Origin of the sequence: Sorangium sp. So ce302, assembly GCF_051530145.1 — a bacterium.
In the GTDB taxonomy this organism is placed as follows: Bacteria; Myxococcota_A; Polyangia; order Polyangiales; family Polyangiaceae; genus Sorangium; species Sorangium cellulosum_B.
Genome location: NZ_CP150326.1, coordinates 459682 through 475835 on the forward strand (window position 1 = coordinate 459682; position 16154 = coordinate 475835).

The following is a 16154-nucleotide window of genomic DNA, read 5'->3' on the forward strand; positions in this document are numbered from 1 at the left end:
TTGACGCGCGCCCTCCACCATGGCGGATACGCGTCCAGTGAAGGCACGCAGAGCCCAGACCCCCGCGCGATCGGCGGCCGCCGAGCCGCCGTCCCCACCCGCGCCCCCGGCGAGCGAGCCTGGCGGGGATGACCCGGCATTCGACGACGCGTCGGATCTCACGCCGGTCGTCGCCTCCAACCTGAAGCGGTTCCGGGCCGAGCGGGGCCTGTCGCTCGAGCGCCTGGCGAAGGCGTCCGGGGTGAGCCGGGCGATGCTGGGGCAGATCGAGCTGGGCCAGAGCACGCCGACCATCAACGTCCTCTGGAAGATCGCGCGCGCCCTCGGGGTCCCCTTCTCGGCGCTGATGAGCCAGGCGACGTCGCCCGTCACGACCGTCATGCAGGCCTCGCACGCGCGCATCCTGCGGTCTCGCAACGGCGACTTCTCTTCCAGGGCGCTCTTCCCGATGGACCGGCCGCGCAACGTGGAGTTCTACGAGCTCCGCCTCGCGCCGCGCTCGGTCGAGCACGCCGACGCGCACGCGCCGGGCACCGCGGAGAACCTGATCGTCACCGAGGGCTCGGTGGAGATCACCGTGGCCGGCGAGCGGCGCCTGCTCGAGACCGGCGACGCCATCCTGTTCGAGGCCGACAGCCCGCACAGCTACCGCAACCCGGGCAGCGCCGAGGCCGTCATGTACCTCGTCATGACCTACGGTTCGCGCGGCTAGCTCCGCCGCATTTCCGGACCCCGCCGGCCTCGTGTCCCTCCGGTATCCAAGACATGTCCTCCGTTATCCTGGCAGATCTCCCTTGCGTCCTCTGCTTTAGCGTGAGATATGTCCGTTATAGCGGCGGTCACCCGCTGCGAGGAGCAAGGAGGCGGAGCGATGCGGATCACCTGGATTGGTGGGTTGGATCGCAATCAGGCTCAGCTGGAGCGGATGGCGCTGCAGGCGGGGCACCACCTGGAGTTTCACACGGGCAACACGGGCGGCCGCGGGGCGGCCGAGCTGCGGGCGGCCATCGAGCGGGCCGATCTCGTGATCGTGCTGACCGACGTGAACAGCCACGGCGGCGTGCTCCTCGCCAAGAAGCTCTGCCAGAAGCTCGGCCGCGCGGCGTTCATGGCCCGGCGCATCGGCGCCTCGCGCTTCCAGCAGCTGCTCGACGCGCTCGCGCAGCGGGAATCGCGGTATCTCGCGACTGGATGAGGGAGCAAGGACGATCGATGCGATGCTTGATGACGATGCTTTGTTGTGTGCTGGCGCTGGCGCTCTCGGCGTGCTCGAAGGGCGACGCGGCCGGCGCCTCGAAGTCGGGGTCGGTGCAGATACTGAACGTCTCCTACGACCCCACGCGTGAGCTCTATGAAGAGGTGAACGCCGCCTTCGCGAAGCGCTGGAAGGAGCAGAGCGGACAGGACGTCACCATCAAGCAATCGCACGGCGGCTCGGGCAAGCAGGCCCGGTCGGTGATCGACGGGCTCGAGGGGGACGTGGTCACGCTCGCGCTCGCCTACGACGTCGATGCGGTCGCGTCCGCCGGGCTGATCAAGGAGGGATGGCAGGCGCGCCTCAAGGACAACAGCGCTCCTTACACGTCGACCATTGTCTTCCTGGTGCGCAAGGGCAACCCCAAGGGCATCAAGGACTGGGACGATCTCGTGAAGGAGGGCGTGGCGGTCATCACCCCGAACCCGAAGACCTCCGGCGGGGCGCGCTGGAACTACCTCGCTGCGTGGGGGTACGAGCTGAAGCGAGCGGGCGGCGACGAGGCGAAGGCGAAGGATTTCGTCGGCCGCCTCTTCAAGAACGTGCCCGTCCTCGACACGGGGGCGCGCGGCTCGACCACGACGTTCGTCGAGCGTGGGCTCGGCGACGTGCTGATCGCCTGGGAGAACGAGGCGCTGCTCGCGGTGAAGCAGAGCGGTAAGGACAAATTCGAGGTGATCGTGCCGTCGATCAGCATCCTCGCCGAGCCGCCTGTCGCGGTGGTCGACAAGGTCGTCGACAGGCGCGGGACGAGGGCGGCGGCGGAGGCGTACCTCGCCTTCCTCTCCACGGAGGACGGCCAGCGCATCGCGGTGAAGCACTTCTACCGCCCGCGCAACCCGGCGATCCTCGCGGCGGCCGAGTCGGAGGGTGTCTTCCAGAAGGTCGCGCTCTTCTCGATTGACGAGGTGTTCGGGGGGTGGCAAAAAGCCCAGAAGGCCCACTTCTCCGACGGCGGCGTCTTCGACCAGATCTACCAGGCCGGTAAGTAGACTTCGTGGCTCTCCTCTGGCGGCGACAGAGCGTTCTGCCCGGCTTCGGGCTGGCGATGGGGATTACGGTAACGTACCTGTCGCTGCTGGTGCTTGTCCCGCTGTCGATGATCTTCCTCAAGACGGCGACGCTCCAGCCCGCCGAGATCTGGGCCGTGGCGACCTCGCCGCGCGCCGTCGCCTCGTTGAAGATGAGCTTTGCCGCGTCGCTCATCGCGGCGGGCATCAACGCGGTCTTCGGCGTCCTCGTGGCGTGGGTGCTCGTGCGCTACAGCTTTCCGGGCAAGTCGATCGTCGACGCGCTCGTCGACCTGCCCTTCGCGCTCCCGACGGCGGTCGGCGGCATCGCGCTGACGGCCATCTATGCGCAGCAGGGGTGGGTCGGTCGGTTCCTGTACCCGCTCGGGATCCAGAGCGCGTTCAGCCGCCTGGGCGTCGTCATTGCGCTCACCTTCGTGGGGCTCCCGTTCGTCGTGCGGACGGTCCAGCCGGTGATGGAGGAGCTCGAGGTCGACCAGGAAGAGGCGGCGGCGTCGCTCGGCGCGGGCCGCTTCCAGATCTTCCGTCGCATCCTCCTGCCCGCGCTCTGGCCATCGATCCTCACCGGGTTCGCGATGTCGTTCGCGAGGGCGTTCGGTGAGTACGGGTCGGTCGTGTTCATCTCCGGGAACATGCCCCTCAAGACGGAGATCGCGCCGCTCGTCATCATGACCAAGCTCGAGCAGTACGACTACGCGGGCGCGACGGCGCTCGCGCTCGTGATGCTTCTCTGCTCCTTCGTGCTCCTCTTCCTGATCAACCGACTCCAGTCCTGGAGCGGCGCGCGCGGGTCGCGGAGCGCTGTCGAAGCGCCCCAGCCTGCGTCCGAGCGGCCCGCGGGGGCCAGAGCGCCCGGGGTCGCGTCGTAGTGGCTGGCGCGGCCGGCAAGCTGCGGTTCAGGTCGCGCGGGGCGGTGCGCGGCGCGACGTCCGAGCCCCCGCTGGTGCGCTGGGCGCTGACGGCGGCGGCGCTCGCGTTCCTCGGGTTCTTCCTCTTCCTGCCGGTCGTGGCGGTGTTCATCGAGGCGTTGAAGGACGGCCTCGCGGGGTACTGGCGGGCGATCACCGCGCCGGACGCCATCGCCGCCATCGAGCTGACGCTCACGACCGCGCTCATCGCCGTGCCGCTCAACCTCGTCTTCGGCGTGGCCGCGGCCTGGGCGATCGCGCGCTTCGAGTTCACGGGAAAGAGCCTGCTCGTCACGCTCATCGATCTGCCGTTCGCGGTCTCGCCGGTGATCTCCGGCATGATCTTCGTCCTGCTCTTCGGGGCGCAAGGGGTGCTCGGCCCCTGGCTCATCGAGCACGACCTCCGGGTCATCTTCGATCGTCCGGGGATCATCCTCGCGACGACGTTCGTGACGTTCCCGTTCGTCGCGCGCGAGCTCATCCCGTTCCTGGAGAGCCAGGGGGCCGACGAGGAGCACGCGGCGCTGTCGCTCGGCGCGAGCGGGTGGAGCATGTTCTTCCGCATCACCCTCCCCAACGCGAAGTGGGGCCTGCTCTACGGCGTGGTGCTCTGCAACGCGCGGGCGATGGGCGAGTTCGGCGCGGTGTCGGTCGTCTCGGGGCATATCCGGGGGCAGACCAACACCATGCCGCTGCACGTCGAGGTGCTCTACAACGAGTTCCACTTCTCGGCGGCGTTCGCGGTCGCCTCGTTGCTCGTCCTGCTCGCGCTCCTGACGCTCGTGGCGAAGCGCCTTATCGAAGGCCGGGCGCAGCGAGACGCCGCTCCTGAGATCGACCCGGCGGCGAAGGCCGGCGCGGGGTGACGCGCGCGCGGGACGGAGCGCGCGACGGAGCGAGGGCCGCTGGAGGACTCGGCACGAGCGGCACGAGAGGGAGCGCCGGGGACACGGCGCTTCCCTGGAATCGCCGTTGCCCAGGAGAACGGATGGCGCGCGGAGAACAGCAGATCTCGACGCTTCGACGCGGGTGAGCGCCGCGGGAGGTGCGCTGTCGGGGCGCGCCCAACTTGCGATTGGCCCCCGGCGCTCCAGGTTCGAGGGAGGGGTCACCATGCGGTTCTTCGAAGCGGTTGGGCGTGTGATCGGGGGAGCGCTGTCTCCTATCGCCGGGGGGGGCAGCTTCATCCGGAGAGCGAGGCTGTTCCATCCCGACGGCGTGGTCTACTGCGCGGGGGTGAAGGCGCTCGCGGTGGAGGGCGAGGTCGGCGCGCTGGCGCAGCGGCTGGCGGGGCCGGCGCTCGTGCGGCTCTCGGGCGGGATGTGGCGGTGGCGGGGCGGCAAGGGCGAGCGCCGCCCGGACGTGCTGGGAGTCGCGGTGCGCTTCCGGACCAGCGAAGAGGTGACGCCGGCCGCGAGCGCCGGCGATCAGGACCTCATCTTCGTGAGCGCGCGCCGACTTTTGCTGCTCCCGTTCGCCCTCTTCACGACGAAGAGGCACGACTTCCTGGACAACGACTACTACGCGCTGGCGCGGTTCGACGTGGCCGGCTTCGGTCGCGCGGAGTTCCGCCTGGTGCCGCTGCGCGCGGCGGTGGTGAAAGGCAACCGCCTGGAGAAGCTGGAGCGCGCCGCTGCGGCGGGGCTCGCGCTGCTGCGCCTCGAGGTGAGGCGAGGGGGCTCGCGCGCGCGGTGGATGGCAGTGGCCGATATGGAGCTGTACGAGCCGGTGGACATCGACCAGCGCGCCCTCCGCTTCAACCCCTTCCAGACGGGGAAGGGGATCGTGCCGCGCGGGCTGCTCCAGGCGACGCGGCGGGCGGTCTACACGGCCAGCTACATCGGGCGAGCCCTGGGGGCGCGGGAGAGGGTGCCGCGCGCGGGAAGGGCACGGCGCGGCGGGCGCGAACAGTAAGCTGCGCGGGTGTTCTGGAGGGCTGCGGTGGGAACGCGCCGGAGCCCCCCTCCGCCGGCTCCAGGATCGGGACGGGAGGGAACTGGAAGCCGGAACGACGACAGAACGAGAACGACGACAGAACGAGCGTGGCGGAGCGCCGGCTGAAGGGACGGCTCGGCCGCGTGAATGTAGACGGCGGTATCAAAGGCGTTGACAGCCGCGCAGAGATGAGGCATGACCTCCCGCCGCTTCGAACAGTCGGTGAGGTAGCCAAGTGGTTAGGCAACGGTTTGCAAAACCGTTATACGCGGGTTCGAATCCCGTCCTCACCTCCGCAACGACGACAGTCCGGCCCGAGCGTTGACCGAGGTGCCCCGGCCTTACGAGGCGAGCGCGGTGCGCCGGCGAAGCTGACGGGCGCTCGCCAGCGCGCCGGTATCGTCGACGTGAGCCGGAGCGGTACGGTCGCCACCACGGCGCTCGCGTCCTCGCCTCAGCGAGGATCGAACCAGGTGTAGCCGTAGTCGAAGCAGAGCTCCTCGCCCGCGTGGATGTCGCGGAGCGCGATGGCGGCCATCGAGTCCGGCACCGGGCCGTCATTCATCTCGACGTTGGGTGTCGCCGAGTGGTTGTAGAGCGCGAGCAGCCCCCACGCATACGCCTTCTCCCGCCCCGGCTCCTCCCCCCACGTGAACACGTGATGGAGCGCCTGGCAGTCGCGGTGGTCCTCGGTCTTCAGATCCGACGCCTGGAAGCAGCTGACAGCGGCCCACTCGACGACGGCGCCCTTTGGCAGGAACCGGCGAGCGAAGACGCCCCGGCCCTTCCCAGGGATGCGGCGCCACACGACGTTCGGATGGAACTGGTTCTCGGCGATGAGGGCGTCGATTTCCTGGTCGGTCATGGCAGGCGCCGCCGACGCTATCACGCCCCGCCATCTCGGGTCACCGCCACGCCCCAGCAGGATACGCGGTGCCACCTGCGGTCCGGACCTCGCGCTCGAGTACAGCGGCGAGAGAGGGGCGTCCAGCGAGCGCGGCGGTGCTCGAACGCCTATCGGCAGCGCGGCCTATCAGCACGATCACCCAGCAGGTCGTGAAGAACGTGCTGCTCACGCACGAGCGCACGCTGGACCGGAAGATGCGCGAGCTCCTCCTCGCCCGCCCCATCGAGCAGGAGCTCACGAAGGACCAGATCCTCGAGCTCTACCTGAACCACATCTATTTCGGGCACGGCAAGACGCAGTGATCGTCGCGAGGCGACCCGGCTCCTTCGGCGCCCCGCGCCGCGGCCTCCTGCTCGGGCTGGCCGGGCGCGCGGCGCCCTGGTGATCCTCGCGGCGCGACGCCGGCCCCACGCGGCGCCGCCGCGCGCTATGTTCGGCCCGCCCGCATGAAGTGGTCGCCGATCCTCGCCGCCCTGCTCCTGCTCGCGGCCGCGTGCAAGAGGCCCGACCCCGCCGAGGAGGCGGTCGCGCTCTCGCCGCAGGCCGCGAAGGGCAAGGCCATGTTCTCCACCCTCTGCGCGGCGTGCCACGCCCCCAGCGCCAAGCTGGTCGGCCCTCCGCTCAGCGAGATCGCAGCGCTCTACAGGACCGATCCCGCGGGCATCGTCCGCTGGGCCGTGACCCCGGGGCGAAAGCGCACCGACGTCCCCCCGATGCCCAGCTTCCGCGGCGTCCGGGAGTCGGATCTCGCCGACATCGCGCAGTACATCATCGAGGCCGGCACCGCGGCCGGAAAGCAGGGGCCATGATCTATTCGTTCGTCCTCGTCGCGCACTCGTGGCTGCGCTGGGTCGTCCTGCTGCTCGGGCTCCTGGCGCTCGCGCGGTCGGTCCGCGGCTGGGCCCAGCGGGGGCCGTGGACGGCGGCGGATCGCAAGGTGGGCGCGGCGTTCGTCGGTTCGCTCGACGCCCAGCTCCTCCTCGGCGTCTTGCTCTACACCGCGCTCAGCCCGCTCAGGCCCACGTCGCTGGCCGCGCTGAAGGCCGCCATGCCCATCGCGGCGCTGCGCTTCTTCGCCGTCGAGCACATCTTCGCCATGATCGTGGCGGTGGCGGTCGCCCACGTCGCCTGGGCCCGGGCGAAGCGAGCCCCGGACCCCACCGCGCAGCACCGGCGCCTGGCGCTCGGCGTCGTCTTCACGCTGCTCATCATCGTCGCCGCCATCCCCTGGCCCTTCATGGCGTACGGTCGCCCGCTCTTCCGGCTGCCCTGAGAGGCCGCCCGCCGTCGCCTGCGCATCCCCGGAGCAGCAGCCCGGGGCGCCGGCTCACGCCACGTCCTCCCGGCTCATCCGGAGCAGCCACAGCGGGGCCAGCGCCTGCGACAGGCTCCGCACCAGCGACGACTCGGCATACCCCATCACGTAGTCCTCGATCTCGATCGGCGCGGTCGCGCCCGGGCGGCGCGGCGGGTCGAACCGGACCCGCCGCACCACCGGGAGGAGCTCGGCCGGGTTCGGCGGGAGCGCGCGCCCGCGCCGCGCCGCCTCGTCGAACGCCGCCTGCCGTTCGAGGTGCTCCCGGACCGCGCCCGCCGGCGAGAGGCCCGGCCGGGCCGGCAGGGCGCGCACCCGCACCACCTCGGGGCCGCGCGAGAGCGACGTCCAGACGTGCGCGCCCGTCTCGAGCTCGAAGAAGTCCATCACGCACAGGCCCACGACGCTCAGGACGAGGAGCTCCGCCCCGCGCCCGGGGGCGGCGAGCATCGCCCCGATCCCCGCCGCCCCGCGGCCCTGCTCGACCACGCGCGCGCGCCCGTCGCCGTCGGACGCGCTGCCGAGCGGCGCGCACGCCCACCCCTCCACCTCCCCCCCTGCCTCGCCGTAGGCGCGCGCGAGCGCCTCGAAGAGCCCCTCCTCGGGCTCGTCGCGCGCGCCGGCCGGCCCCTCGTCGAAGCGCGCCGCGCGGAGCAGCTCGATCAGGACCGCGTGCTGGCCCGGCTCGTCCACCTTGCGGAGCGCGCGCCGGAGCGCGTGGCCCTCCGCGATGCACTCCAGGACCTCCTGCTTCGCCGGCCGGCGCAGCGGGCCCGGCAGCTGGCGCCGGTGGAACAGGCGCACCCGGGAGCGGCTCCACTCGTCCTCGACCGTCACGTAGCCGAACCGCCGCACCTCCAGGTCGAGGTGTTGTTGCTCGTCGTCGTCGCCGCTCCGCCGCCGGACGAGGTCGATCCGCTCGCGGAACGCCCGGATCGCGCCGCGCATGGCGTCGAGGTTGTAGACCGCCTCCGCGTGCTCGTGCGCCTCGGGCCCCTCGGCGGCGGTCCGGCCGTGCTCCGCGAGGTGGTAGCGGATCCGCTCGGAGAGGCGCGCGAGGCCGTCGCTCCGATCGAGCGCGTCGACGAACTCGAGCAGCGGTGAGAGCTCCGCCGTGAGCGCGCCGAGCGGCCTCGCCATGAGCGGCGCGAGGGCCCACGCCGCGGCCGCGGGCTCGGCCTCCGCGAGCGCCTCGCGGTGCAGCGCAAACGTGGGTGACGCGGGGGACTCGGGTGACGCGGGTGACCCGGGTGACCCGCGGGACGCGGCGCCGTCGCCCGCCGCGGCGGCGCCGTCGCCGCGCGCGGTCGTGAAGATGCGGATCACCTGCATCGCGGCGGGCGCGCCGCGGGTGAGCGCGTCGCTCAGCAGCGATCCGATCTCGTCCTCGATGAACCGCTTCACCGAGCGGGCGCCGTCCTCGGCCACGAACGCCTCGCGCGCGATCCGCTCGGCCACGCCGGCGCCCCGGCGCACGAAGACGCTCCGCTCGGCGAGCCCGCGCCGGCCGAGCAGCCGGTCGAGCTCCTTCTCGGCCACCCGCACCGCCACCTCGGGCGTCAGCGGGCGGAACGGCACGACGCGATCGATCCGGTTGAACAGCTCCGGCGGGAAGAAGTCGCGCACCGCCCGCGCGACCTCCTGGGCCGACTCCTCCGCGATCGCGAGCGCCCGCGCCTCCGAGAGCCCCGCGCCGCCGAAGCCGACAAGCGCCCGCGACCGCGCGCCCAGGTTGGCCGTCATCACCACCACCGCGTGGTGGAAGTGCGCGGGCCTCGCCGCCGCGTCCGTGAGCCGCCCGTCCTCGAAGAGCTGGAGCAAGAGGCCGTGCACCGACGGGTGCGCCTTCTCGATCTCGTCGAGCAGCACCAGCGAGAACGGCTGCTCCCGCACCCGCTGCGTCAGGAGCCCGTCGGGCGCGTAGCGATCGCCGACGAGCCGCGCCGGCGCGTCCGGGCCGCTCTGCTCGCTCATGTCGAAGCGGAGCAGGCGCGACGCGCTGCCGTAGATGAGCTCCGCCATGCACCTGGCGAGCTCGGTCTTGCCGGTCCCCGTCGGCCCGGTGAAGAGGTACACGCCGTACGGGCGCCGCGGATCCACGAGGCCCGCCTTGATGCGCGCCACGAGGTCCGCCGCCGCGCGCACGGCCTCCGGCTGGCCGATCACCCGCCGGCCGAGCTCCTCCTCCAGCGCGCCGGCGTCGAGCGGCTCGTCGCCGCCCAGGAGGAGCCGCGGTACGCCGGTCTTCTGCGACAGGAGCCGCAGCACGTCCTGCGAGCCGATCGGCCGCGGCGCGTGGCCGCGCGCCGGCCCCGGATCCCCGGAGAGGGAGGGCGTCACGCCCGCGCGGACGACCTCGCGCAAGAGATCGATGGCCTTGCCCGGCAGCGCCTGCGCCGAGAGGAGCGATCCGCCGAGGTCGAGGATCGTCCGCAGCACGTACGGGCTCACGCGGGCGGCGTGGCGCTGCTCGAGCGCGCGGACCTCCCGCACCATGAGGCGGAACGTCTCGGAGGGCGTCGCCTCGGGGAGGAAGAGCGGCGTGAACAGGGCCGCGAACGACGGGGACTCCTGCTCGAGGAGGCGGAACGCCTCGGGGGAGCACTCGCCGACCATCACGATCTCGCGGCGGGAGAGCGGGCCGCGGAAGAAGTCGGCGAGCGAGCGCTCGCTCTCGCGCGACCTGCCGATCCGGCCGAAGTGGTGGAGGTCGTCGATCACGAGGATCGCGCCGCGGCTGCGCGCGTCCTCGACGAGCTCGACGCACCGCTTCTCCCAGTCGCCGAGGTGGCTCATCCCGGCGATGAGCCTGCGGCCGCTCACGGCGACGACGTCGCGGACGCGGTCGAGGTTCTTGTGCGCGCCGTACCCGTCGGCCGCGAGGAGATCGAGCACCGCCCGGTGGATCAAGGTCGTCTTGCCGCACCCCGGCGGGCCGACGACGACGACGGGCTGCGCCCTGCCCGCGCCGAGCAGCAAGGCGAGCTGCTCGCGCTGCGGCGATCGCGGCACGCCCGCGTCGAGATTGCCCTGGGCCGCGCGCTGCGTGAGGCTCACGCCGAGGTTCGGCAGGACCTTGAGGCCCCGGCGCTTCTTCCAGCGGAACGCCGGATCGGCGCCGGTGTCGTCGTCGCCTGGTCGCTCCGGCAGGTCCGCGAGCGCCGAGCGCGGGGCGCACGAGAACGACAGCGCCGCGATGCGCTCCTTGCCCCGGCTCCAGAGCCGCGCGACCTCGTCGTCGTCGAGCGCGGCCCACGCGACCTGGAACAGCGCGCGGAGCTGCTCGTCCAGCGGGAGATCCTCGCGGATCGGCGCGGCCTCGCCCTGGCGGGCGGGGTGGTAGGCGAAGACGACGCGCTCGTGCTCCGAGGCCCAGCGCGCCTCGAGCACGACGGGGCAGAGCCCGCTCACCTTGCGCCGCTCGGCGGCGCCGGAGAGCGTGAGCTCGAGGCGCACCTTCTCGAGCCGGATGCCGCGGGGGAACTCGAAGCGCGCGAGCTCGGCCGCGCGCGCCTTCTCGAAGACGGCCCTGAGCTCCTCGGTGAGCAGGCGCCGGACGCGCTCCGCGTGCCGCCCCTCCCGCGAGCGCGTGCCCGGGCCGAGGCCGAGCGTCACGCACTCGACGTTCGTGGTCCGCCGTTCGAAGAGCGGGATCGTGAAGTGCACGGCCTCAGGGTAGTGGCTCTGCCAGGTCAGGCGCCGGGCAAATCATCCAGCGCCGGGCCGTCCCCGCCTGCGCTGAAGTACTCGCTCCGATCCAGCCCGCTCCCCTCGTCCTCGAACAGGAGCAGGTGCGTCAGCGCGACCTCGTCGAGCCGCTCAAAGTACCAGGCCGGATCCATCGCGATCCGCGCCCTGCGCCCCGCGATCAGCGCCGCGCCCTCGACCTCGTCGAGCTCGCGCGCGGCCGCCCCGCGCCGCCGCGCCGCGGCCGAGCCGGCGGGCGGCGGCGCGAGCGACCTGTGCTCCCACTGGTCCTCGGCGATGTCGGCCGCGTGCGCGACGAAGTGCACGAACACGTGCAGCCGGCCGTCGTCCGACCCGTCGCGCGCCTCGCCCGCGTCCCGCTTGCGCGCGACCACCCGGTGGAGCCCCCGCTCCAGCGAGAGGAACGCCCCCGCGTACGCGCCGGTGCAGCGGAGGAGCACGCTCCGGAACCCGCGCTTCGGCTTGTCGAGCGCGTCCAGCACGTCGCCGGGAGCGCGCGGCGGGCCCCACCGCCGGCTCGCGGGCCACGCGCCGTCGCCGGGCCCGGCCCGGTCGCCGTCGATGTGCAGCGTCGCGCCCCACCCGCGCCGCGGGAGCTCCTTGAGGAGCGGCGCGAGCCACCGCTCGAACGCCCCCGCGTCGAGCTCCTCCAGGATCAGCGTGATCGCGTCGCGCCGCGACTCGGTCGCGACGAGCGCGCGGGGCAGCACCTTGCGCACGCCCTCCCACGCCGCGCGCGCCTCGCCCGCGAGCCCGCGCACCTCCTCGCCCTCGAGCAGCGCCATCAGGGCGAGCTCCTCGACGCCGTGCATCTCCTCCTGCGCGCGCTCGAGCTGCCCCCACAGCTCGCTGAGCCGGTGGTGCTCGGCCTGCAGCGCCGCGGCGTCGATCTCCTTTCGCCGATCGCGCGACGGCCCGCTCGCGAGGCTCAGCTGCGTCAGCAGGAAGTCGATCTGCTCCTTGAGCTGCTCGAGCGGCCCGAGGCCCATCCACCGGTCCACCTCGCGCCGGAGCTCGCCGACCTGCTCGACGCCGAACGCCTGCTGCGCGGCCTTCGCCGCGCGCCGCCGCCGCGCCGCGAGGCGGAGCGCGGGCGTCTCGGCGCGGGCGACCACGGCGCCGTCGGCGGGCGCCGCCGCTTCAGGCTCGCCCGCCTCGGTCACCCACACCGTGAGATCCCGCGCGTCGCCCCCGAGCCTCGCGAGCAGCCGCGCGAGCGGCGCCGCGAGGTGCTCCTCGACGTGGCGCCGCAGCGCCCGCGCCCCGTACGCCGGCGCGTGGCCGTCCTCGGCGAGCCGCGCGAGCGCCCGCTCCGACACCTCGAGCGCGACGCCCGCCTCGGACAGCCCGCGGCGCTGGGCGAGGCGCTGCGCCGTGAGGCGCGCGACCTCGGCGAGCTCCGCCCGGGTCAGCGCCCGGAAGGGCACCACGCGATCGATGCGGTTCACGAACTCCTGCCGGAACGCGCCCGCGACGACGCGCTGGTAGTGCGCCTCGTCCAGCGCGGCCTGCTCCTCCGGCCGCTCCGCGCCTCGCTCGCCGGCGAACCCCGCCCGCGCGCGCCGCTCCGCCGCGCCGAGGTTCGACGTCATGATCACGATCGCGTTGTGGAAGTACGCCGTCCTGCCGCGCGCGTCGGACAGGCGCCCCTCGCCGAGCACCTGCAGCAGGAGATCGAACACGGCCCGGTGGGCCTTCTCGATCTCGTCGAGCAGGAGCACGCAGAACGGCTGCTCGCGCACGCGCTGCGTGAGCAGCCCGCCCGCGCCGTCGGTCCCGCGGATCAGGCGATCGGCCGCGCCCTCGCTCGAGAACTCGCTCATGTCGAACCGCGAGAGCCGATCGGGTGAGCCGAAGAGCAGCCCGGCGAGCGCGCGGGCGAGCTCTGTCTTGCCGACGCCCGTCGGCCCCACGAAGAGGAACGCCGCGAGCGGCTTGTCCGGCGGCGAGAGCCCCGCCTTCACCACGGCGATCGTCTCGGCGAGCGCGCGCACCGCGCGCTCCTGCCCGACCACGCTCGCGCCGAGGTCGCGCGCCACGCGGTCGACGCGGAGCGGGAGATCGTCGCGCAGCAGGAACGCCGGCATCCCGGTGCGCATCGAGAACAGCTCGTGGAGATCGCTCCGCCCGAGCGTGACCGGCTCCCCCTGCGCGGTCCGCTCCCGCTCGTGCACGGCGCGCAGGTCCTCGTAGAGGCGGACCGCCTTGCCCGGGAAGGCGCTGTAGGGCAGGTAGCGCTCCGCGAGATCGACGAGCGCCGTCAGCGCGTCGCCCGCGACCGCGGGGCGGTGCGGCTCGACGCGGCCGTCGCGCTCGGCGCGCGCGGCGAGCGCCTTCCGGGTGCTCTCGGCCGAGAGCGGATCGATCCGGATGCGGCTCAGGCCCGCGAAGAACGCCCAGTGCCGCCCCTCGAGCGCGTCGAGCCGGTCGTCCCGGAGCTCGCACAGGACGCGCACCCGCCCCTCGTCGAGGTAGGGCCGCATCGCGCCGGCCAGGTCCACGTGCCCCCCGTCGACGCGCTCGGCCAGGAGATCGTCGAGGTTCTCGAAGTAGAGCACCGCGTCGAGCGCGGCGGCGGCCTCCATCACGCCGTGGATGCGCTCCTGCCACTGCCCGAGCCCGCTCATGCCCGCGATGAGCTGCGCGCCCGACGTCGCGTAGACGAGCCGCGTCTGGCGGGCGACGTACGCCAGCGCGAGCGCGGTCTTCCCGGCGTGCTCCGGGCCCACGAGCAGCACGCCGAGGCGCTCCTCGCCGTCGAGCAGCGCGGCGAGGCGCGCGAGCTCCGCGTCGCGGCAGGCGAGCGGCGGCGTCGCGAGCGGGCTCCGCTGCGCCGCCACGTGGAGCGGCGTCGCCACCGCGACGAGCGTCTCGACGGCCTTCTTCCGCCGCGCGCGCTCCACGATCGAGGCGCCGCGCGGCCCGTGCCCGCCCGCGCGCTCGGGCTCGGGCAGCGGCGCGTGGAGCACCTCCAGGCGGTGCGCGCTCCCGGGCAGGAGCCCCAGGTGCTCCCACGTCGACAGGACCTGCGACGCGAGCAGCCGGCGCACCTCGTGCCGGATCGCCGCCTCGATCGGCTCGCCCGCCTCCACGTAGAACGCGTGCCCGAGGCTCGGCACGAGCACCCACGCGTCGCTGTCGCCGCGCTCCGCCGCCGGCGTCTCCGTCTGCCCGCGCGCGTCCAGCTCGCCGGCCGGCACGACGACGCAGGGGAAGCTCACCGGCACCTCGTTCCGCAGCTTGCGCGGCAAGTCGTCGCGCGGGACGGGGACGCTCACGGAGAGGAGCCCTGTCCCTTGCGGGAACGAGAGCCTGGAGACCGCCTCGGGCCGGGCGCGCGCGGCGTGCTCGCGCAGGAAGAGCTGCTGCTCGACGAGGACGTCCTCGTCGCGGCCGAAGCTCGCGACGTCCGGCGCCGCGACGGGGAAGGCGAGGCACGCGCCGTCGAAGCGCTCGCGCACGAAGACGAGCGCCCTGGCGGTGCGCCCCTCGCTCGCGTCGCGAGCCCCTTCCGCGGACGCGCCCGCTCCGTCCTCTGGAGCGGGCGCGGATCGCCCGTCGTCGCTGGAGCTCGTGCTCATCCGAGAGGGCGGAGCAGAGCCGATCCGCCCTCCCGGCGCAACCGGGCGATCCGCGTGATCCGCGTGATCCGCGTGATCAGCTCACGTCGGGTCGGCCTTGGGCGTGGTCGGCCCGCTCGGGGGCAGCTCGGGCTGCTTGATGTAGTCGGTCGGGAGATCGCCGGTGAGCGACTTGAGGAACGCGACGATCGCCTTCACCTCTTCGGGCTTGGCCTCCACGCCGAGCTGGTGCCACGCCATCTTGGTCACCGTCTCGTCGAGCGTCGCGATGGAGCCGTCGTGGAAGTACGGGAAGGTCTTCTCGACGTTCCTGAGGCTCGGGACGCGGAAGAAGAACTTGTCCTTCTCGTCCTTCGTGTGGTCGAAGCGCCCGTTGTCCTTGAGGCCGGGGAACTCCTTCACGAGGCCGAGCTTCTGGAACGTCGAGCCGCCGACGGCGACGCCCGTGTGGCAGGTCGGGCACCCGAGCGAGATGAACTTGTGGAACCCGGCCTTCTCCTCGGCGGTAAGGGCCTTGTCGTCGCCGCCCAGGAACTTGTCGAAGCGCGACGGCGTGACCAGGCCGCGCTCGAACGCGCCGATCGCCTTGGCCATGTTGTCGTAGGTGATCGGCTCCTTGTCGTCGGGGAAGGCCGTCTTGAAGAGCTTCACGTACTCGGGGATCGACTTCAGCGTCGTGATGACCCGCTTCTCGTCCGGCATGGCCATCTCGACGGGGTTCAGGATAGGCCCTTTGGCCTGGTCCTCGAGCGTGGCCGCCCGGCCGTCCCAGAACTGCGCGACGTGGGGGCCCGCGTTGTACGCAGAGGGCGAGTTGCGGCCGCCGAGCTGGCCCTTGTGCCCGGAGGAGAACTGCTTGTTGTCGACGCCGTAGCTCGAGAGGCCATGACACGAGTTGCAGGAGATATCGTGGTTCTTCGAGAGGCGCGTCTCGTACCACAGCATCCTTCCCAGGGTCACCTTGTCATCGGTGATCGTGTTCTTGTCAGTCTCGAATTTTGCGGGCAGGACCTTGAAGGACTTGACGTCCTTCGGATCGAAGACGAGCGGCTTCACGTCGCTTGTCGCCGCGGCGGTCGCGGCGGGCTTCGCCGTGTTCGAGGCCGGGGCGGCCTTGTGCTCGTACTCCGCGGATCGCTCGCAGGCGCCCAGCCCGGCGGCGATGAAGAGCACACTGATGAGAGATGAGGGCCAACGCATGAGGTCTCCTGGCTCGTGAGGACGCCGTCCACGGTATGAGAGAGCCGCCGTGGACGTCAACGCGCGCCGCGGCCGCCCCGTCGCCGCGCTCGCCGGCCAAGGCGCGGTGCTGGCGGCGGTCGCGGGGGGCGCCCCCGGTGTGATGCGTGTTACCGGCCGGTTGCGATTCGTTGTTTCGAAGGTAGCGCAATGAATGTCGAGGTGCCTCCTGCGCGCCTATCTCCTCCGAGGTGCGCTTCTCCGTTTCGCCCGATTTCTCCGAGATGTTGCGCGGCGCGCTCGCGCGGCCTGCGGGGTGTAGCGGGCGAGCTGCG

13 protein-coding genes, 1 tRNA gene and 1 pseudogene are annotated in these 16154 nt (G+C 72.6%); 11 read left to right on the forward strand and 4 right to left on the reverse strand.

The genetic code is table 11. From position 1 onward, the window contains the following. Window positions 1-19: 19 nt before the first annotated feature. The 7 genes from WME73_RS01780 (at window position 20) to WME73_RS01810 (ending at window position 5422) form a co-directional block, all read left to right on the forward strand. Window positions 20-712, forward strand: a complete 693-nt coding sequence (locus WME73_RS01780; protein WP_437743843.1) for a helix-turn-helix domain-containing protein — start codon at window positions 20-22, stop codon at window positions 710-712. A 159-nt stretch (window positions 713-871) separates the two neighbouring features. Beyond that, window positions 872-1195: a DUF2325 domain-containing protein gene (locus tag WME73_RS01785; RefSeq protein WP_437743844.1), complete on the forward strand. Its 324-nt coding sequence runs from the start codon at window positions 872-874 to the stop codon at window positions 1193-1195. Then, window positions 1192-2247: a sulfate ABC transporter substrate-binding protein gene (locus WME73_RS01790; RefSeq protein WP_437743845.1), complete on the forward strand. Its 1056-nt coding sequence runs from the start codon at window positions 1192-1194 to the stop codon at window positions 2245-2247. Before WME73_RS01785 ends, WME73_RS01790 begins: the two co-directional genes overlap by 4 nt. A 5-nt stretch (window positions 2248-2252) precedes the next feature. Next, window positions 2253-3155, forward strand: a complete 903-nt coding sequence (gene cysT / locus WME73_RS01795) for a sulfate ABC transporter permease subunit CysT (protein ID WP_437743846.1) — start codon at window positions 2253-2255, stop codon at window positions 3153-3155. Beyond that, a complete protein-coding gene (cysW, locus tag WME73_RS01800; protein WP_437743847.1) occupies window positions 3155-4060 on the forward strand; it encodes a sulfate ABC transporter permease subunit CysW in 906 nt (301 codons plus the stop codon). The genes cysT and cysW overlap by 1 nt, the downstream gene beginning before the upstream one ends. Before the next feature lie 247 nt (window positions 4061-4307). Next, complete coding sequence (locus WME73_RS01805) at window positions 4308-5108, forward strand: hypothetical protein (RefSeq protein ID WP_437743848.1); 801 nt, start codon at window positions 4308-4310, stop codon at window positions 5106-5108. Window positions 5109-5350: 242 nt separating this feature from the next. Then, a tRNA-Cys gene (locus WME73_RS01810) sits at window positions 5351-5422 on the forward strand. 161 nt (window positions 5423-5583) lie between these two features. On the opposite strand, the gene WME73_RS01815 is transcribed toward WME73_RS01810, so the two are convergent. Then, complete coding sequence (locus WME73_RS01815; RefSeq protein WP_437743849.1) at window positions 5584-5994, reverse strand: SET domain-containing protein; 411 nt, start codon at window positions 5992-5994, stop codon at window positions 5584-5586. A gap of 170 nt (window positions 5995-6164) precedes the next feature. Between WME73_RS01815 and WME73_RS01820 the strand changes: the two are divergent. From WME73_RS01820 to WME73_RS01830, 3 genes and pseudogenes are all read left to right on the forward strand, one after another. Continuing rightward, window positions 6165-6326, forward strand: a pseudogene (locus tag WME73_RS01820) (transglycosylase domain-containing protein); the annotation flags it as partial. A 156-nt stretch (window positions 6327-6482) separates the two neighbouring features. Further along, complete coding sequence (locus tag WME73_RS01825; protein ID WP_437743851.1) at window positions 6483-6845, forward strand: c-type cytochrome; 363 nt, start codon at window positions 6483-6485, stop codon at window positions 6843-6845. After that, complete coding sequence (locus WME73_RS01830) at window positions 6842-7309, forward strand: hypothetical protein (RefSeq protein WP_437914563.1); 468 nt, start codon at window positions 6842-6844, stop codon at window positions 7307-7309. Before WME73_RS01825 ends, WME73_RS01830 begins: the two co-directional genes overlap by 4 nt. Window positions 7310-7363: 54 nt before the next feature. On the opposite strand, the gene WME73_RS01835 is transcribed toward WME73_RS01830, so the two are convergent. The 3 genes from WME73_RS01835 to WME73_RS01845 form a co-directional block, all read right to left on the reverse strand. Next, a complete protein-coding gene (locus WME73_RS01835; RefSeq protein ID WP_437914564.1) occupies window positions 7364-11017 on the reverse strand; it encodes an AAA family ATPase in 3654 nt (1217 codons plus the stop codon). Window positions 11018-11043: 26 nt separating this feature from the next. Next, entirely contained in the window at window positions 11044-14640 is a 3597-nt protein-coding gene (locus WME73_RS01840; protein ID WP_437914565.1) for an AAA family ATPase, read from the reverse strand. An 81-nt stretch (window positions 14641-14721) separates the two neighbouring features. Next, on the reverse strand, window positions 14722-15840 hold the full coding sequence (locus WME73_RS01845) for a cytochrome-c peroxidase (protein WP_437743855.1): 1119 nt from the start codon (window positions 15838-15840) through the stop codon (window positions 14722-14724). A gap of 49 nt (window positions 15841-15889) precedes the next feature. Here WME73_RS01845 and WME73_RS01850 point away from each other — a divergent pair, with 49 nt between their 5' ends. Then, window positions 15890-16033, forward strand: coding sequence for a hypothetical protein (locus WME73_RS01850; protein WP_437914566.1), 144 nt, complete (start codon window positions 15890-15892; stop codon window positions 16031-16033). Window positions 16034-16154 lie beyond the last annotated feature (121 nt).